This window comes from Trichocoleus sp. FACHB-591 (assembly GCF_014695845.1).
In the GTDB taxonomy this organism is placed as follows: Bacteria; Cyanobacteriota; Cyanobacteriia; order FACHB-46; family FACHB-46; genus Trichocoleus.
On the sequence record NZ_JACJPA010000045.1, the window covers coordinates 92,821 to 112,990 of the forward strand.

Sequence of the window (20,170 nt, forward strand, 5' to 3'; positions counted from 1 at the left end):
GGGATAGCTGCTTTTGCTACTCTTACGAGCGTTAGAGCCCCAACCTCACAACCTCAGTAGCAAAATTTTCCATCCTGCTGAGTTGGACGCTCTTTAGCAGTCCGTATTGCTCCAATTAACGTAGAAGTAATGACGCAGCGCTTTGCTTTACCACCTTGGCGTAAAACGAGCGTAAGTCGTCCTAGCTGTCCGTTCACATGCCCCCTGTAGTTAAACTGGATCCGCCAAACTCCACCAGATTCAAGAAAAGTAGTTTCATTCTCGTCGATGTTCACCCTAGAATCAAAGTTGCGCCAAGATAAGGTGTGGATATTGGCACTTCTAGGGTGAACAACCCATTGACCAGTACCATTGGGTTCGCGAAAACTTACTTGCCAAGTGGCTTTGTTTTGTTTAGCACTGCGCTTGGCATCGTGAAGTGAGCGTTGAACTTGGTCTTGAGTAGCAATAAGACTTTGATTATTAATAAAAGCTAACCAACTGGGTGCAGCGATCGCGCTCACAATAGCAACCATAGCAATGGTAACCAAGAGTTCTAAAACCGTGAAACCTCTATTAGAAGGCTGTGGAAACACGGAATAAAACTGGCGATAAAAACCTATAGTTTTCACAAAAAAGCACCCTGATAGTGTGATTCAGGTTGATTTCAACCTGTTTTCAGAGTGCCCAAAAAAATATAAGATATAAAAAAAGGTGGATTAAAAACTGACTTCTTAAGTCTAAAAATTGATAATTTGACACTAGGAAAAAGCTTTAAGAGCCAGGGTAGCAACCTTTTCCAGTAGAAGAAGTATAGTTATTTTTTTCAGCTTCCATCGTCCCCAACATCGTTTTTATAGTGACACAACGCTTCGTGCCATTAACAGGCTGGGTTGAATCATCACGTCGAGGAACAGCAACAGCAATTTGTAAGCCTGTGTCAGCATCAAGAGGAAGAACACCTCGGTAATCAAACGTGATTACGCCTGATGGCGTTATAGTCCCAAAGGAGCCAACTTTTTTGTTCTCGGATTGGAGATTAGTGTAGACAAGAAGCTGGCCTGGTTTAATGTTGTCAGAGCTGAGAAGGTTTTGCCAACCTTTACTAGTATCGGGTGTACCTACAGGAGCAATAGCGTATTGTGGCACTCGGTTTTGATTGCGGAAGCTGACACTGTAGCTTCTCTTTTGGCGTTTAGCTTCACGCTGAGCTTCTTGCAAAGCTCCTAACACTCGGTCTTGACCTGCAATCGCGCGCTGACGGTTTACAAATGTAAGCCAACCGGGAGCGGCAATCGCAGCCAACACCCCAATCATGATCACTACTACCAGCATTTCTATAAGAGTAAATCCAGAAATTTTTGGAGCTTTTGCGAACGATAAGTATCTCAAAGCAAGCTTTTCAAAGCTAACCTTTCTAGGAAATACTTGCTGGTCTGGCTGCGATAATAAACTCTTCATAATAATGTCTATACAGAGTGGTGTAGCAGAAGGAGGAGAGCAAAGCTTACTGGTCAGTGTTACCAAAGAAGCCACGTCCAAAGATCCGTACTTCACTAGATGGTAAGTAGATTAGGTTATTCTGGTTAGCCACACGTCTGCTGGGGTCTTGGACCAAACGTGCCAACGCGTTGCCCCGCAAATACAGCAATACTGACGAGGTTGTAGAATTGACGCAGGCGTAGAAGCTGCTCGTTTTGGCAGAGGTAGCAGTCTCAAAGTCAGCAGGAATTCTCTGCGCACCGGGTTGTGTAGCAACAGTCAAGTCACCCCCTAAAGCCCCTTTAGTTGGGTTTCTACAGTCTAGAATGCCTTGAGTAGGAGCAGTGCTGATTGAGTGAAGTGGAGCTATAGCAGTACTGTCGTATCGAGTGTCATCAATATAATCCACTAGAATTTGCAACTTATCGGGGTAAGCCTGAGTTGCAACTGATGTATAGCGAGTGGGAGTAGTTCCTGATTTCCACTTGTTCATGGCTACAGGTATGGTATCCGCAGAAGCTAAATCGAAGGGAACAAATCCTGGATCTGGATTAATTGCAAAACCTGTATTACCTGTCGGAATGCCGTCTCGAATTTCAAATCTGGCAATCCGTGAGGCGTTGGACCAAAGACTGTTAGCAGGATTTTTAACTAAGTAGTACGCGACAAGGGAGTAAACGAAAGTATCATTGTCACCTGTTACGCTGCCTACGGTCGTCCCACTCACAGTGTCATTTCTATTAAAAAACGTACGTTTCCAGAATACTAAGACAGGTTCACAAGTTGCAGTGCTATTGCAACCCGTCACTGGCTTAACTGGGGGAATTTGATTACGAATCGGCGTTTGCGGTGTGACGTTAGGATCGCCATTCAAGCCATAAGCGTCATAGACATATACAGCTTCTTGTAGATCTTGCACCATGTACTCTAACGCTGCCTGAACCTCTTGCTCAGAATTAGATTTAGCTCGCTCTTTGCGCTCAGAAGTCATGATGTTGACCAGGAACGCTAGTAATGAGCTAATTACAATCCCAGCAATAATGACCGCAACTAAAAGCTCAATCAGAGTAAAGCCAGTAGTTTTAGATTTTGGCTTTAAACTCTGCTGTTGACTGCTGGCTAGAAATTTGAAGATGTTAAACAAAATGCAGTCCTCTGTCTCTTTTAGGTTTCGTGAGGTTCGTACAGTTGAGTTTGGTGCTGAGAATCCTGAAGCTAAATCCAGAAGTGCTTACTAATTGAAAAGGTTAGGAATCCTTTGTTGAATATTGCTGCTAGTGCTCCGAGTACCAATGTCAGTTTTTAGTACGATAAGAGGTCGATTGCGGAACCCTCCTCCTTTAGCAGTTGCACCTGTAAAGAGGTTTGCTACGGGAGTAGTGCTTGGGGTGCCGGCGCCCCCTGTGAAAACATCTGCGTCTCCTCGGTAGACTCTGATTAATAGGCCGTAGCCTTCTCGCCTAGCTGCTTCCCCTCTAGCAACTGGGTCAGCATTAGTATCTGCGCTGGTGCGAGTGCGGATTGCCTGGATCACAAAGTCCTGAGGATCTGTGGAACTAGCATTGCCGTTGGCATTAATTAAGGTTCCTTCATCAGGAGCAGTGAGAAGTGCTGCTGCAGGTGGGGCGAGGCAAGGATCACCACTATTAGGCAAGATATCGGTTGCACAGCGAGCTTTATCGGGTGGACTAATGGCACCGGAGCGCAAACTGTCAATATATCCTTGCCCTGCTTGAGTGGCTAGCTCAACTTGCCTAGCTCTGACCCTGGAAGCCACGGAGATGGCCATTGGTGGGGCGATCGCGATCAACAGCACTGTTAATACAACGATCGCCATTAAGGACTCGATGATCGTGAAACCTGAATCGGGTTTAGAGGATGGAGACTTTAGCCGACCTGAAAGATAGGTTTGAACGTGTTTCATCATAGTCCACCACCAGGGCTAGGGTTGTTGAGTTAGAGATTAAGGACGGTTGTAGCCTGCGTCGATACCAGTACAAGCAGGCCGATAGGGGTTATTGGTCTGGAGGGCAGGAACAAAGGTTGTCCCAGCAGGAGCCACCCCAGATTGACGGGCTTGAGGATCGGTGAGGTTCTGAGGTTGGGCTGCACATAGTAACGTCTGTACCCAAGCGTCACTGCGATCGACCTGCCTAAAGAACTCGTCTCGAGTACCTGTAGGTGCAGTGAATCGCTGAGCGAACAAGTCGGGCAACTGAGTTAGCAAAGCTACATCAAAACCCCACTCCCGGTTGGGTGGCTCGTAGTAGGGGTGTTTACCCCAATTGGTGCTGCTCCCAATTTCACCGTTATCTGTTCTATAGGCCTGCCGATAGTCAGATCCGAACAAACTAACGCCTGTCGCAGTTTGGGGATTAGTAGACTCAACGAAGCTAGCGTCTGTTGCGACCACAACAGGTTGGAACGGTGCAGTTGCGTAGGCACTTCGCTTGATCTGAATGAAAGAACCAGCGATTCTAGCTTTGACCCTAGTCCAATTTTCTAGGAAGCGTGGAAAATTATGTAAACCGCCACCGCCTTCAATCCAAGAGTTAGTTGTATCAGCAGTATTGGCCACCCGCGCTGGAGAGTCACCCGCTGCAATCACTAAATTAAAGTTATTGGTTGTAGCTCTTTGCTGCCAGCGAGTGTTATTGCTAACAACGTTGTTACTAGCGATGGAACTGAGATCGTTGGTGTCTGTAGGGCTACCAGTCGTAACCTGAGTCTGAAGCACAGGTGCAAGCAGTGGCTGACCATCAGCAGTAACTGCTGTAAGTGAGGAGGTAGCTGGAATAGCTTGACTATTGTTGCTAAACCCTAGGAATCGACCACCGAAGATCTTCGTATAGGCACCAACAAACATGTTGGTTTTGCCAAAGAAGTTTCCTGCTAGCTCATGTGGTGCTGCTGCTGTAGCATCTGCAAACTTGATAGCACCGTCAGAAACCCAGAAAACGTTGTTAGGACTAACGCCCTGTAGATCGAGAGTTACCCCAGGTTGTCCATCTCGGCCAAACTCAACAGAGGCATTGTTTCGAAGAATGAATATGGAATCAGAATTACCTACTAGAGTAATCTTCGCCCCAGGGTCAAAGGAGGGATTGCCGCTGGCCATGTCGTAAACGTTAACATCCCTAGAGGCAGTCAGGATCTGAGTGCCCTTAGTCAAAGTTCCGAGAGATGGTAGTACAGTGGCGTTTCCTAGTAAGTCCCTAACAGTCTGGATTCTGGTCTCAAGGGTTGTATTATTACAGGTTGCACCTACTGGAAATCCAGTAACTTGATAACTTTGCGACTGACCTGAGTTCTTGATGCAAGCGGTATAGTCAGAGGGATCTTCATTGCCAGGACCATTGAGGCTAGGTACACCTGGGATTTCAGGCGTGTCTGGCAGAATCAGCTTTTCGCCACCTTTGTCTGGGGGTAAATAGTAGAGCGGTTGATCTGTAGCGTAAGTCCGGTTGGGGGCATAGCCAGGTTGGCCATAGCCTAGGTTAGCGACGGTATTGACGTTTTTAACAGCTGCAAACCACAACGTATTGTCTTGTTTGCGGGGTGGGGCACCAGTGTAAGGAAATCTAGCGATCGCGCCAGCACCATCAATTCCAATAGGAATCGCGGTTGCCTCACTCTTCCCTCCTGCCACCATTGGCGTGAACTCAAGCGCCCCGTAGACGTTGCGGGCAAAGGCAATACGGCGGGCATATTGTTGGAACCCAGGGGCAGCAGGTTGAGAGGTTGTGCCTGCTGTGTGAGTCGTACCAATGTTTAAAGGAACTCCAATTGCTGCAGTTGCTTTTAAGCCAACATCAGCAAGACCATTGGTTCTAGGAGGTCTTACCCACCAATCCGTCGGCCCACAAGAAGAGACAGGTACCTTAACGCACATTTCCATCAGGTACTCATGCGTGTTAACCCGACGCTGAATTGGTGTAATGAAGTTGTTGAAGTAAGAGCTAGGACGGTAAGTTGTTGGTGGGGTGTCAGGATTACCTCTGTAGTCTGCATCCGTAAAGGCGCGACTGGTGACAAAGCTATTGTCGAAGAAACCATTTTGTCTGCGCTTCTTCACTGTGGCCCAGCTATCTTGAGCATTATTGCGGAGGTCGTAGTCGCCATCAGCCCGGTAGCCCAACGCAAAACTATCAGACAACAGAGAAACAGCATCAGAAATTACAGAAGCAGGCCGCCAGAAATCTCCTGTGCCACAATTGAGGCCCGGAGTGCCAGGACGGCAAGCAAATTGAGGATCAAGCGTAGTGCGGGCGTCATAGAAATCGTCAACGTCCCAGTCAGCTATCGTAGCGAGCGTTTGGGTAAATTCCTCGCTGTTGTGTAGATTAAATCCTTTAAGCGCGTCCGTGGTTCCCCGAAGGGTATCTGCCTGAACATAAACAGGCAAGTTGGTAGCTAAGATGAGACCCTTCTCTTCAGCCCGATAGGTATTGTCGTCTGTCCGATTTAGCCTGCTACCATTGACCAGCATGATGCCGCTGGGACGGCGAGATGGATCGAGCCTATAATCCACTGGGCTGAGAAGCTGCTGTGTTGCTTGCCGCTGTTCATCTGTCAGCCCTACTGTTGTGGGCAGAGGCTCACTCAAGTCTGGGGTAGCATCATCGCGAGTGGCGTAGATAATACCGCTGTTGGGTAGCACGTATTCTCCCTGCATCCCTAATGGCGCTGAGACTGTACCTCCCGTAATAGGTCGACTGCGGATTCTATTTAGATCAATGACAGTAGTCCGAACTTCTAGGGGTTGCCGATCTTCAATCGCTCGGTCGGAGCGAGTTGTCAGCAGTTCCGTAATTCCTGCCTTACTTGAAGTGGTAGCGCCAACAGTAGCAGATGCAAGAGCTGTAACTTCAATAGTCCCACTGGGGTTTGGAGGAGCGCTAGCGTCAGGAACAACTCTCGTTACAGTACCCTTAACAACATTGAGCAATGTTTCATTATTACCACCTGCAAAGCCTTGAACAGTAACAACGTCACCCACTCTAATTCGAGGAGTTAATGTGCCAGTGTCACCTACGTCCGAGAGATTTGAGACAGTATAGGTACGTACATTTGCGATAGAAGAGCCAGTAGTGATGGCAAATGAGCGCCCTTCTAAGGCCTTAACTTGTCTCCCATCCAAGAAGGCTGCTTCTTTAATAGCACCATGTGGAATCCTAGCTTCACTGGGAGTCAAACTATTGCTGGCAATTTCTAAGCCGCAAAGACTAGAGTCAATCGCAGACTGGTCAGCTAAACTCAGCCTGTTACCAGCATCTAAATTTGTTAAAGCCTTGCGAAGTGGCTCATTCGCAAAACGGCCATTGGGGAAGACCAAATTAGCTTGGTAATTGAGCTTAGCTCGTAAGTTGCCAGCTACTGCCACATTGCTTTCTTCTGGTAAAAACAGATCATTTGTTGGATCGGGACCAGGGCCAGCAGTAATAAGAGTAGCAGTAGTACCAGGACCATAGCTAACGCCATTGTTAGACTTGCCAACTCCTACAGCAGGCTGAGCGCCTGGAGCGTCACCATTGTACAGTCTGTCAATCTGTCCATCGGCTGCCGCGCTAGTGTCAATACCACCACTAACATCTGGAAGACCTACACCTCCCGGATTTCTGGCCGTCTGGGCATTGGTTGGGTCGTAATAGCTACTAACACAAGCAATAGGAGCTTGGTAAGTCGTAGGTACATTAGGGTCGTACGAGTTAATGTCATAGTGATACACCGCAGTAGCTCGCATCTTGAGGTGCCCTGACAGTGTACTCTCATCAATAGGCGTGTTTGGGTCATCAGCACGGGACATGGGCATGCTGTCTGGCCAAACAACTCGATAGGATTCCTGTCTTAATGCAGTGTTCGGGTCATTATAAGTTGCTATAGGAAGGGCAGGTGGTGCTGGATTATCTGTAAGGTTGCTATCGGGTGGAGCAGGTAGGAAGGTGTTAGTAGGGGTTGCCGAATAAATGCCTGCGCCAGTAACAACTCGTAAACCACCCACCGCTTGCAGCTTATCTTCTGGCTTTTGAGCCGCCGATTGTTCCCAGAAGCCGTTACGACCTGTATCACCTAAGTCACTCAGTTCATCCACCCTTGTACTGCGGGTGCGATCGATAGTGTTTCGAGCAGTCCACTTCTCCGGAGTGCCCCCAGCTCTACGGACGAGCTGCTCAGCACCCCTACCAACAAACCTCAAACCGTTGAACCAAGCAGCAGGCAATCCATTACCAATAAGCATGCGATCGCCAAGCCGAGCTTCCTTGCGATCTGTTCTGTTCGTTTCTGAGTCAGTCGCTTCTGGCTTGGCAGTCGCAAGAGCCAAATTATTAAAACTTGCCCCTGTGGTCAGATTGGCAGGTAAAGCCCACTCATCAGGTGGACGCAACGGAGTATCCCGTCCAGCAAAGACAGTAGCAGTAGTATATGTACCAACAGCTAAAGCCGCTTCTTGGCCAAATGGCACTTCTCTATAGGGAATCCGCCGTGTACGATTTCTAAAATACCGCTCTAACGATCTACGTCGAGCCTCTACACCTAGACCTGGATCTTCTCTTAGACGTCTCGCGGTGTCTTCTATCACTTCTTTAGGATCAGTGGTTGCTACTCGTAGCTGAGCTGCACGTACTAAAAAGTCAATCCGCAGCGTATAAGCTCTGCTATTGTAAGCAACTTCTCTAGGGTTATTCGTGGTTGATTGGTCAGTAGACTGAAATACGTCTGCCCTGGGTTCTACTCCAGCTCCGTTAAATAGGTGAATGCCTACATTATCACCAGTTACGGTATTACCTGTTAAGGAACCCTTACCAACATTGCCTCCAACTTCAATCCTGCTGTTATCTTCTGTGTAATAGCAGGAGTTCTGACTACTTACCTGAAAAAGAGTAACGTTATCTCCAGTTGTAAAGAGGTTGCTATTGGTAAAAACACGTCCGTTTAGCTTGAATTCCGGACCAGGGGTAATATCTAGATCATCTTCATAAAGAACAGCGTTATTATTTAGCGGAACTCGACTCCGATCTTGCTGAACTTCTAGAACCGAAATCCCTTTGTTCTTGTTGTTAGCTTCATAGCGGTTATTTGTCAGGACTGGGTCGCCACTAGCAATCGGGACTGTAGCAGCATATACAGAAAAGCTTTTAACAATTTTGCCGTTGCTAGCATACCAACCGGAGTTGCCAACCAAGGAAGCACTTGTACCAGCCGCAGTCGCACATTGTCCACCAATGTTATTGACTGACATGGGCGGAGTCCGCGCTTCTAAGGGAGAGCGACCTCTGGTAAAGGTGCCATCTGGTCTTCTAGGTGGTAGTCGCCAAGCAATGGAATAAAAAGTATAAGCATCGTAGCGACCATTGCTATCTGTATCAACTGGAAACTTCCAACCTTGTCGGCTAGTTTCGTCATTTTCTAAGCTGTAGGTGACCGCAGTCCGATTAGAGTTTTCTCCAGCTGTGGCGTTGTTATCCGCATCAGCAACCAACTTAAGGCGCACTTCATCAGGAAAGGTATATTTCGAATCGTCCATCACGTCGCGCAATCGACGGTCTGCTGGAGTTGCCCTTGGTAAGTTGGGGTCCTCAAACAGAGCATCTAACTTCGCCCTAGCACGGTCAAGCGCAGGAGCAGCAGCATTCAATGCAGCTTGGTTCACTCTGGCATTGCTCGCATTCTTAGTGCGGTCCAAAGACCGTACGATAAGCGCGGTCGTTAAGAGGACGACCACTAGTGACACCATGACCACCGTGGGCAAGACAAAACCGGAATTAGTCAGGCGCGATCGCTGACCAACCACGAGTAGGCTGCGTAGGAGCCAATTCGTTAACTTATTGTGGGTAGCTGGTTTGCGAGTTGGCATGGTGGCTTTCCTGTTCCAGATGAAAAGTTCTGTAAGTTAAAAGTAAAAGCGACTAAAAATAGAAGAGAGGCAAGCTTGCTGCGGCAATTGCGCGCAATTAGGCAGGCACAGATAAAGTCTTAATATTCTCAAGGTAGATTGCTCTGTCTTAGCAAGTTTGAACGGGTTGAATCAACCGGAAAATCACTAATGCAGGGATGTTTCAACATGAAGTTTCCAGTTAACTTGCTGAATGAGATAGATTCTAACTCCCCACGATTGGAGGTGTAATCCAGAGAATAGACCTTCAATACAGGCAAACATCAGGCCGGAAACACACAAGAACTATTGCTTTGAGAGCATAGGGTATAACTTCATCACAACTTTGTAAAGATTGTGTATAAAGTCGATCGTCACTATCTTACCCATTCGTATTGAAAAAATTATCAGCCTTGTGCAAAGTTTGCTGAGAACGTTGAGTTTTTATAAATTTGATAAAGCTGTAACTGTGGTCGTCAGTGTTCTCTACTAAGAAAAAAGCCTGTCAGGGTTGATGAGAAACCCTACAGGCGTAATAAATCCAAGGAACGAGCTTTAGTAATGGTTGAGGTTAAGACCTGCTTCTTTCGCCATCGCTGCCAGACCCTTGTGCTCCAAAGTTTTGATGGCTTTGGTCGATAGTCGGAGGCGAACCCAGCGATTACCTTCAGCCCACCAGATGCGTTTCCACTGTAGGTTAACTTCTTGCAGCTTTTTGGTACGACGGTGAGAGTGAGAAACGGCGTAGGCGTTGTTTGCCTTCTTGCCGGTCAGTTGGCATTTGCGAGACATGTAAACTCCAGTCCTGAACTTTGTAAATTTAGGTGCAGTCTCTTATTGTATACAACGCTTCAATTGAGTCCAAACAATTGGTAGTTTTTCGGCACTTTAGAATTTAGAAGCGCGATCGCCGGTCGTCTCATTAGAATTGCCTCCCGAAGCGTTTGTCTGCCCTCTACAGCTAGGAAGGCAGGTTTAAAAGTAAAAAGAGAGGCGATCGCCTCTCTTACAAACAACGTCGGACGTCATTTAAGTCGTAGCTTCTGGAATCTGGTCTACTTCGCTGCCTGCTCTGTTAGGCGAGTTAACACTTGGTTAGAGCGTTCTACAAACGCCTTCATACCTTCAGCATCAAATCCTTTCTGAGACATTAAGGCTAAGTCGTAGACATGCTGACAAATCATATCTGCTAGTTCGTTGGAAGCAGATTGCCCTTCAGCTTGAATAATGCTGCCTTGGTTCATATTAATTAGATTTTGAATCAAGGGATGAGCCGTGTTCACCAGCAGGACATGCTCTTCCGGAAACTGAGCTAGTTGCTGTTGCATCAAAGCGTTCATCTCTTGCAAGCGACGCAAAGCTTCTGGCAAAAGCACGATCGCTGGGGGAGTGCCTTTGGGATCGTCCGATTTCAAACTTTCGGTGCGAATAATTAGCTTGGGTCGGTTGAGTGCTTTCTGGAATAATTCCTTTAGCTGCTCACCACGAGTCTGATTCGTTTTCGGGTCAACAATATCAGCCGCTTGATCCTTTTCAATCAGAGTGTCATCAAGGTCAGAATCTACACGCGAGAACTTAACCTCAGAATACTCTCGCTCCAAGAAGCTAATGAAGTGGGTATCGATGAAAGAGTCCATAAAGAGGACTTCTAACCCCTGCTTCTTATGCAACTCTACATAGGTAGCTTGAGTTACTTCATCCGTGCAGTAAAAGACTCGATTCTCGTGGCGCGATTGATTGCGCTCTAGATACTCTTTGATAGTGCTATAGGAAGGTCCAGAGCTAGGTTCTGAAGCAGGAGTTACTGTTTGCCAGGCGTCGCCTTCTTCAGACTGAACTTCAACTGCAGGCGTTTCAGCAGTAGTTGGTTTCAACTCGGCAGTGGAGCGATAGATCAAAATATCTTCAACTTGCTTCTTGAACTTGTCGTCGTTGATGGAGCCAAACTTGACGAAAGTTCCTAAGTCTTGCCAGCAGCGGACATACTCTTCCCGATTGTCTCGGTAGAGTTCTTTCAGGCGATCGCCCACTTTCTTAGCGATATAGTCCGCAATTCTCCGGACCGTGCGATCGTTTTGTAAAAAGCTACGAGAAACATTCAGCGGAATATCAACGCTGTCAATCACACCCCGCAGAGGCAATAGGAATCGAGGAATAACTTCTTCGCAATTGTCGCTAACAAAAACTTGGTTGCAAAATAGCTTGATTTGGCCCTTAGTAACGTCTACATCTGGCTTCAACTTCGGAAAGTAAAGAATGCCATTGACAACAAAGGGGTAATCAGTATTGAGATGCACCCACAATAGAGGCTCTTCTTGGAAAGGATAGAGATAACGATAAAACTCTAAATAATCTTCTTTGGTCAGGTTACTAGGAGACTCTTTCCAAGGAGCTTTTTGCCGATTAATTTGCTCTCCATCTAGCTTGATGGGCACTGGCATAAAGTCGCAGTAAGTTTTTACTAACTGCTTAATTCGGTAAGGCTCCAGATACTCTAACTCCTCCTCTTGTAGGGTTAAAGTTACCGTAGTTCCCCGTTGAGCCCGATCGGATTCTTCGAGACTAAACTCGGTTGAGCCATCGCAGGACCAATGAACGGCTTGAGAACCCTCTCGATAAGAAAGTGTGTCAACATCAACCCGCGCGGCCACCATGAACGAGGAATAAAATCCCAGCCCAAAGTGACCAATGATTTGTTGATCAGTGGAGTTCTTGTACTTTTCAACGAATTCTTCAGCGCTAGAGAATGCTACTTGGTTGAGGTACTTCTTGACCTCCTCCGCAGTCATGCCAATTCCGTTATCAGAGACAGAGAGGGTTTTCTTGTCTTTATCAAGCGTGATTTGGATTTCTGGCTCTCCTGCCTCGCCAGAGAACTCTCCAGCATAAGAAACCATCTTTAGCTTCTGAATTGCATCAACCGCATTTGAGATCAGTTCTCGCAGAAAGATTTCGTGGTCTGAGTAAAGCCACTTCTTGATAATTGGAAAGATGTTCTCAGTATGAATACTGATGTTGCCCTGTTCCAGAATGGTTGCCATGAGTCTAGTCCAGTGGACGGTTGGATGAACTGTGTTTGAAGTTATGAAGGCGCAAGCAAGTAAAAGACTAGGTTAAAGAGTACTTACACTACCTGCCTCTTATGATTGTGGGCGATCGATCTAAATTTCGATTCCGGGATTGCCCTACCTAAGCTGATTCGGTTTTCCCTACTCTGTAGAGTTGAACCTACACTATTTTACTTGCTGAGGTTCTGAGAGGCCTCTGCTTTTGCGAACCCATTGCTTGATTGCTTTAAGCATTCCTTGAGCAGAATGAGCAGGCAACAAAACTGCGATCGCAATTTTTCCCAAAATAATTACCATTAACCGAATGCGACCTAACCACTTGGGGTTATTACGAACTGCTTCTTTAAAGAATCGTACTGCTGTAATGCCACGGTAACGATCGAGAGAGCCTTCTAAAGCTTTGAGGGTCAAATACTGGTAGCGCTGAGCTAGTACCTGCCGTTTCAAGGACAGAGAGCCAGGCACTTGAGTAAACGCACGTTCAATAACTTGCTTGCTTTCAGCCTCCATCTTCCAGACATTAGCAGACATCGATTGCGCAGAAACTCGGTATAAAACTTGAGCAGATGGTACTGCTACAAACTCATAACGCGCTGCTAGGCGCAACCACATATCCCAATCTGCAGCAGCACTTAAGGTTTCATTGAAGCCTCCTACTTCAATCAGCGCCTGTTTAAGAATTAAAGGATTAGAGCCACTTTCAATGAAATCCCTTAACAACAATTGCTTGTGAACGTCACCATTTTCTGTGATATGTCCACCAGGTCGTAGAAATTGGCCAGATTCATCAATCCAATCAGTCCAACTATAAGCTACTACAGCCTTAGGATGATTTTGAAAGGCTTCTAGCTGAGTTTGTAGTTTATCAGGGGTCCACAAATCATCGGCATCAAGAAATGCAATATAATCGCCCGAAGCATGAATCAAACCACGGTTGCGACTGGCCGATACTCCAGCATTACTGTAGGAAAATATTTTGAGGCGAACATCCGAAATACTAGCAGCAACTTCTAGCGTTGAATCTTGAGAGCCATCGTTAATAACAATGATTTCAACATTACTCAGTGTTTGATGTAGAACTGAATCAATTGTTTCTCGAACCGTTTTTTCGCTGTTAAAGGCCGGGATGATCACAGAAACTAGGGGCATAGTTAGGTGAGTTCCGCTGAAGTAGGCGACGACGTAGATGGATCAATTCGAAGATAGCCATACAAAGCTCTAACATCTAAGAGTTTTCCAGCTTTTAGCAATAGGGCTTGAGCTAGATCAGGTGGCAAGAAAATAACAGCAGTAGTCCTAAAAATCAATTTGACTAAAACTTTTGCTCGCAACAAAGCTGGATCGTTTTGAATCGCCACCCAAAGAAATCGAGCCGCTGTTAATCCACGTTTTTGTCCTGCTGGCCGTTCTAAGGCGTCTACGACCAAACACTTATAGCGGTTAGCTAGAATATCTTTTCTACGACATTGAATTGCTTCCGGAGCGTGGGCTAGAGCTTTTTCAATCACTCGCTGAAAACCTAGCTCTTGTCGTTCTACATTATTTGACCAAGAATTGGAATTGGGATATTTTCTATATAAAATTTGGGGGGAAGTAACTACTGTAAATGGATAGCAAGCGGCAAGCCGAAGCCACATGTCCCAATCTTGACCTCCTACGAGTGACTCATCAAAATGACCAACGTGATCTAGTGCCCGCCTAAGCACTAATGGGTTAGAGCCACTTTCGACAAAATCAATTAGCAGCAACTTTTCATAAACATTCCCTGTCGCACTAATATAAGCTCCTCGCCTTAAAAACTGTCCTGTTTCATCAATCCAATTAGTCCAGCTATAAGCTACAGCAGCATCTGGATTTGCTCGTAGTGATTTTAACTGGGCTTCTAGTTTTTCAGGAGTCCACAAATCATCTGCGTCAAGAAAAGCAAGATACTCTCCTTGAGCTTCACGAATACCAAGATTGCGGCTTTTTTGAGGACCAGAATTAGGTTGATTTCTCAACCTAATTCGAGAATCTTGAATATTTGAAACAATATCTGCTGTTGTATCTAAAGAGCCATCATTAATAACAATAAGCTCAAAGTCTGAGAACGTTTGGCTTAGAACTGAGTCAATAGTTGCCTTAATTGTTTTCTCTGCATTATAGGCTGGTATTACGACAGAGATTAGCGGCATGGTGTGTAGCTCTCAATAATTACCTGGTGGAGTAATCTTTAGCTAGTTTTACAATTTCTATGCTTAAGCTACAACATAAATTCCTTTATCGATGTAGTTTTCCTTAAAGAGAGCGTAAATATTTTTATAGAGTACAACCTACTTCAAGTATCAGCAAAAATTTGATACTTGAAAATAGTGCTAAATTGGCGATTGCACTGAACCAACAAACCTGACTTGAAGATTTCTGTCGATGGGTAAGCAATAGCGATAGTCTTACCCTGTCGACAGAGTAACTTACTTTCTCGAAGTTAGGATTTGGCTTTAGCTGACTGAGCCAAACCTGAATAAGAAGATGAGGGTACAGCTTCAACCGTAGAATCTAGGTCTTTTTTGGTAAACGTTAAGGTATTGTTCGCTAAATCAATTACGATAGTATCCCCCTCTGTAAACGTGTTCTCTAGCAGCTTGTTAGCGATCGGATTTTCAAGTTCTCGCTGAATAGCACGCTTGAGGGGACGAGCACCATAAACGGGATCGTAGCCTGTATCTGCAATATAATTTTGTGCTGCTTCTGTAAGTTCTAGCGTGATTTTTTGATCGGATAGAAGTTTTTGAATCCGTTTGATCTGAATACCGACAATTTGGCGCAGTTCACCAAGATTGAGCGGATGGAACAGAATGATGTCATCCACGCGGTTGAGGAATTCGGGGCGGAAGTGCGATCGCAGGGCTTGCAGGACTAGAACCCGCATCTGTTCGTACTTAGAATCATCCCCTGAGACATCCAAGATGTGATCGCTGCCAATGTTGCTAGTCATGACAATCACAGTGTTGCGGAAGTCAACTAACCTGCCTTGAGAATCGGTGATACGACCATCATCGAGCACTTGCAGCAAGATGTTGAATACGTCTGGATGGGCTTTTTCGACTTCATCAAGCAGTACTAGAGAGTAGGGATGGCGTCGGACTGCTTCAGATAACTGCCCCCCTTCTTCGTAGCCAACGTAACCTGGAGGCGCACCGACGAGTCGAGAAACTGAGTGCTTTTCCATGTACTCCGACATGTCAAGGCGCACCAAGGCGTCATCGGTGTCAAACAGAGATTGGGCTAAGGCGCGAGCTAGTTCAGTTTTACCAACTCCAGTCGGCCCCATAAATAGGAAAGAACCAATGGGACGACCGGGATCTTTCATTCCTGCTCTAGCTCGACGAATTGCTGAGGAGACTGACTCCACCGCTTCATCTTGGCCTACGACCCGTTGGTGCAAATAGGATTCCAACTGAAGCAGTTTTTGCCGCTCTGACTCTAGGAGACGGTTAACAGGGATGCCAGTCCACTTGGCGACAATCTCGGCAATATCAGCATCGGTGACTTGCTCTCGCAAGAGGCCAGAGCCACGAGATTGAATCTCTAGAAGTTGCGCTTCTTTAGCTTCGCGATCGCGTTGCACCGACTCTAAACGACCATACTTGAGTTGAGCCGCTTTGTTGAGGTCGTAAGCTCGCTCTGCCTGCTCAATTTGGACTCTGAGCTGGTCTTCCTCCATCTTCAGGGCTTTGATGCCTTCTAGGGCTTCTTTCTCGGTTTGCCACTGGCCCGCAAGCTGTTGCTGTTTTTCACTCAACTCTGTAATTTCTTGCTCAATTCGAGTCAGGCGTTCCCGTGAAGTTCGATAGCCACCCGCGATCGCGCGTTGGCCTTCATTTTCTAGAGACAGCTTTTCCATTTCTAGCTGCATCAAACGACGATCAATTGCTTCTAGCTCGACGGGTTTGGAAGTAATTTCCATCCGCAGCTTGGCCGCAGCTTCATCGATCAAGTCAATGGCCTTGTCCGGGAGAAAGCGATCGGCAATGTAGCGATCGGACAAAGTTGCCGCTGCGACCAAAGCAGCATCAGTGATTTTGACCCCACCGTGGTGAGTTTCGTAGCGATCTTTAAGGCCGCGCAGAATAGAAATAGTGTCTTCTACGCTAGGCTGATTGACAACAACTTGCTGGAAACGCCGTTCCAGAGCTGCATCTTTCTCGATGTATTTGCGGTATTCATCGAGCGTGGTGGCACCGATACAGCGCAACTCCCCACGAGCTAGCATGGGCTTCAGCAAGTTGCCCGCATCCATGGTGCCTTGGCTGGCTCCAGTGCCGACTACGGTGTGGAGCTCATCAATGAAGAGGACAATCTGTCCGTCGGAGTCCATGACTTCACGCAACACGGCCCGCAGACGGTCTTCAAATTCGCCGCGATACTTGGCTCCTGCAATCAAGCTGCCCATGTCGAGCGAAATTAGCTTGCGGTTTTTCAGGGATTCTGGCACATCGCCGTTGACAATGCGCTGAGCTAGTCCTTCTGCGATCGCCGTTTTACCAACACCGGGTTCCCCAATCAGGACAGGGTTATTCTTGGTGCGGCGTGACAGGACTTGAACCACTCGACGAATCTCGTCATCACGACCAATTACAGGATCTAACTTGCCCGATTTCGCTTGTTCTGTCAGGTCTTGACCATATTTCTCTAGGGCAGCGTAGCGAGACTCAGGGCTTTGATCTGTGACTTTTTGGCTGCCTCGAACGGTCTTGATTACGGTTTCTAGTTGCTTGGCATCCAGATTGACTGCTTTGAGCAAGCGCCGACCAATGCGTTCGTCTTCGGCAAAGCCAATGAGTAGGTGCTCAACTGAGATGAAACCATCTTGCCAGGCTTCTCGTGTGGCTTCGGCCCGGTCCGTCAGCAAATCTAGCCCCCGACCTAGATAAAGTTGCCCATCGTCTGTAACGCGGGGTTGGCGTTGGGCAAATTCTTCTAATTGCAGAAGGAGTCGGGCTGAATCTACACCCGCCCGATCAAACACTTTGCTCGCCAGTCCATCCTGCTGCAAGAGAGCAACGACTAAATGCTCCACCTCTAGCTGTTGGTGTTTGAAGCGACGGGCCACTTCCTGAGATTTAACGATCGCTTCCCAGGCTTTGTCAGTGAATTTGCTAGAGTCGGTGGGCTGCATGTTCTAAAAAGAATTCCTGTGAAAAGGCTTGTCCCCAGACGTTTAGTATAACAACCTGCCCTGTGCCATCTCACCTGCTAAAAGGTGAAGACAGTCCGGAGCGTACTCTGCCAAATGTCAGGATTCGTAGCGTTGTTATTAGGATTAGTCACGAGCATGAAAGTGGGTGTCACACTGAAATGCTCATTGATGGAGAGATTGTAGAACAATTCAAAATTGGTTTGCGTAGCATCTCCCAAATTGCTGGTAATGAAAGGCTGACCCACAGCAGCCCCAGCCAATGAACCTGGAATCACAAGATTGCGAAACACGACTCCTAAGGCCCAGGTTTGAGGATGAAGATCTAAGTTTTGGGCTAAAACCGAATTAAACCCCTGGTACGATCCGAAGCCATAACGACCAAACACGGCAACTGTTCGGTCAATAGCCCATTGGGCGTTGATCCCAGCCGCTTCAATCTGAGTGTCGTTGAGGGTAGCACTTGTATATTGCAACTGGACACTGCTAGCAGAATTAATCGAATACTCTAACTCCACGCTACCTTGATTGCGATCGCCAAATAAACCGCCTTGTTGTGGGTTGTCGCCATCCGCTGCGGCATAGAGCGATCGCAGTGCCCATGAATCAGAGAGTTGCCAATCTAAGGCAATACCAGCACCCCCAAAGCGGTCAATCTGGTTTTGCACAATCAAAGGATTATTGACGAAAAAGCCAGAGCTAAAATCAATGCCTGAGTTGTTGGCGAAGGGATTGCGATCAATAAAATCGCTAGGCACGATTTTGGGGCCAATACTGACAGCCAAATTCGGTTGAGGCCGAAACGTGTAGTAAAGCTTACGTATCCGAGGCGTCTCAGTCACTTCGGCGTACTCTACTCCCCCAGCATCAGCTAATAGACCTGTGGTTCCCAGCAAATTTTGATCGCGATTGTGCACTTCACCGATCGCATCAGTTCTACCGTTGCCCATTTCTAGTTGGGTTAACAGCAGGGCATCGGGTTGCAGAGTGGTTAATAAATCTAGCCGCACCCGCGAAACTAACTCCAGTGAGGCTTGGGTTCCTATTGTGGGCGCAAAAATGGCTTGGCCTTGCAGTTTGGTGGTGGTCGAGAACTGATTGGCTTCCAACTCGCTCGTACGCCCATCTAAATCAGCTAAGCGATCGCGCAAATCATTCAAAGCTGGACTGAAGGTACTCTGAAGCTGCCGTAAGGTCTCAATATCCTCCGGGTCTAGGTCGCTAGTCTGATTGGTGGTAATTAAGTCATTAACCTTGACAAAAACAGCGTTGAGAATGGCAGCAAACTCGTAGCGAGTTAGCGATCCCTGTCCTCGGAAGGTGCCATCTGAATAACCTGTGACTACGCCATAGCGCTCAACCAAAGATTTCAGGGCTTGATAGGCCCAGTCAGTCGGCTGCACATCTGACAGCTCTGACACAGAATTGACTTGAGCCATCGCAGAGTCATCTGTCTCTAAGCTATCGGCCACAGGTGCGGTTGGCTTAGAGAAACTTGAGGGCAACTGGGCAATTGACTGAGTGAATTTAGCGGGGGCGATCGCTGGGTCAGGCGCAAATTCTAATAGCGTTGAGCCACTTTCAATCTCAGCTTTTCCTAGAGCAACGGAGTTAGGGATGTTAACCCTAGACGGGAGCCGCAGAGGGGGCGAAAGTGTATCAACGGCTAAATCTAAAGATGAATTTGAGCTATGAGGTAATTCAGCCTCAGCCTTCAGCGAAAATTGTGCTAGAAGACTAAGGCTGCTAAGACCTCCAGCGACCCAATTGATTCTCCTCACTCTGCCACTCCTTCAAGGGGTTGCTATTCAGGAAGTTCCAGAACAGCAACTAAAAACCGGAACTTAACGTTGACCTTTAGCTGACCTTTACAGGTTGTTGACCCGTTATTGAGGCAAGGGAATGTCGCATCCCGCCAGGTATTTAGTGAGCTGTAGTCGCAGGTTCTGTGGTTTGCTGTGCCGACGCTGCGTTCTGCGCCGCTAGTTGAATTAATTCAACTTTGTAACCACTAGGATCTTCGACAAAAGCAATCACGGTGGAGCCATGTTTCATTGGTCCTGGCTCGCGCACCACCTTACCGCCACGCTCCTTGATGGTGTTGCAGGTGGCATAAATATCATCCACACCAATGGCAATATGGCCATAAGCATCACCGAGATTGTATTGCTCTACTCCCCAGTTGTGAGTCAGCTCAATCACTGTATGGTCAATTTCGTCACCATAGCCCACGAAGGCAAGGGTAAATTGACCACCAGGATAGTCTTTACGACGCAGCAACTTCATGCCTAAGATGTCGCAATAGAATCTGAGTGATTCTTCCAAGTGGCCAACCCGTAGCATCGTGTGGAGTAGTCGCATAATTCTTTTCCCTGCTTCACATTTTTTATTCAAGCACTCAGCGGAATCTTTAGCAGATCCGTAAGTAAAACTACCAGTCTAAAATCCAGACCTCTCTAAGATCACTCTTGGGTGTCCGTTTGGACGTATTCTAACAATCGGGCTGTTTGCCATTTTAGGCTGAGCGCCAGCGGGTGAATCGTGAACATACCGCCCGGTTGAGGCCAGTTGCAATTCTGCTTATTCAGAGGG

General features: G+C 47.1%; 12 protein-coding genes. All 12 read right to left on the minus strand.

Features of this window, described 5'->3' with window-relative positions; all coding sequences use genetic code 11:
- Positions 1-53 precede the first annotated feature (53 nt).
- On the minus strand, positions 54-611 hold the full coding sequence (locus tag H6F90_RS08605; RefSeq protein ID WP_370587979.1) for a Tfp pilus assembly protein FimT/FimU: 558 nt from the start codon (positions 609-611) through the stop codon (positions 54-56).
- 142 nt (positions 612-753) lie between these two features.
- A complete protein-coding gene (locus tag H6F90_RS08610) occupies positions 754-1,440 on the minus strand; it encodes a prepilin-type N-terminal cleavage/methylation domain-containing protein (protein ID WP_190551982.1) in 687 nt (228 codons plus the stop codon).
- A 46-nt stretch (positions 1,441-1,486) separates the two neighbouring features.
- Complete coding sequence (hpsC, locus tag H6F90_RS08615; protein WP_190551984.1) at positions 1,487-2,605, minus strand: hormogonium polysaccharide secretion pseudopilin HpsC; 1,119 nt, start codon at positions 2,603-2,605, stop codon at positions 1,487-1,489.
- Positions 2,606-2,695: 90 nt separating this feature from the next.
- Positions 2,696-3,388, minus strand: coding sequence for a prepilin-type N-terminal cleavage/methylation domain-containing protein (locus tag H6F90_RS08620; RefSeq protein ID WP_199295799.1), 693 nt, complete (start codon positions 3,386-3,388; stop codon positions 2,696-2,698).
- A 36-nt stretch (positions 3,389-3,424) separates the two neighbouring features.
- Complete coding sequence (gene hpsA, locus H6F90_RS08625; RefSeq protein ID WP_190551986.1) at positions 3,425-9,316, minus strand: hormogonium polysaccharide biosynthesis protein HpsA; 5,892 nt, start codon at positions 9,314-9,316, stop codon at positions 3,425-3,427.
- Positions 9,317-9,889: 573 nt separating this feature from the next.
- Complete coding sequence (gene rpmB, locus H6F90_RS08630; RefSeq protein ID WP_190551988.1) at positions 9,890-10,126, minus strand: 50S ribosomal protein L28; 237 nt, start codon at positions 10,124-10,126, stop codon at positions 9,890-9,892.
- A 263-nt stretch (positions 10,127-10,389) separates the two neighbouring features.
- Positions 10,390-12,375 carry a molecular chaperone HtpG gene (htpG, locus tag H6F90_RS08635; RefSeq protein WP_199295800.1) on the minus strand — a complete coding sequence of 662 codons (1,986 nt, stop codon included), beginning with the start codon at positions 12,373-12,375 and terminating at the stop codon, positions 10,390-10,392.
- A gap of 192 nt (positions 12,376-12,567) precedes the next feature.
- Positions 12,568-13,551, minus strand: a complete 984-nt coding sequence (locus tag H6F90_RS08640) for a glycosyltransferase (protein ID WP_190551991.1) — start codon at positions 13,549-13,551, stop codon at positions 12,568-12,570.
- Positions 13,552-13,553: 2 nt separating this feature from the next.
- Entirely contained in the window at positions 13,554-14,576 is a 1,023-nt protein-coding gene (locus H6F90_RS08645) for a glycosyltransferase (RefSeq protein WP_190551993.1), read from the minus strand.
- A gap of 290 nt (positions 14,577-14,866) precedes the next feature.
- A complete protein-coding gene (gene clpB, locus H6F90_RS08650) occupies positions 14,867-17,560 on the minus strand; it encodes an ATP-dependent chaperone ClpB (protein ID WP_190551995.1) in 2,694 nt (897 codons plus the stop codon).
- 77 nt (positions 17,561-17,637) lie between these two features.
- Positions 17,638-19,359 carry an iron uptake porin gene (locus tag H6F90_RS08655; protein WP_190551997.1) on the minus strand — a complete coding sequence of 574 codons (1,722 nt, stop codon included), beginning with the start codon at positions 19,357-19,359 and terminating at the stop codon, positions 17,638-17,640.
- A gap of 142 nt (positions 19,360-19,501) precedes the next feature.
- The gene (gene gloA / locus H6F90_RS08660) at positions 19,502-19,939 is read right to left on the minus strand and encodes a lactoylglutathione lyase (RefSeq protein WP_190551999.1); all 438 of its coding nucleotides are present in this window, start codon (positions 19,937-19,939) and stop codon (positions 19,502-19,504) included.
- Positions 19,940-20,170 lie beyond the last annotated feature (231 nt).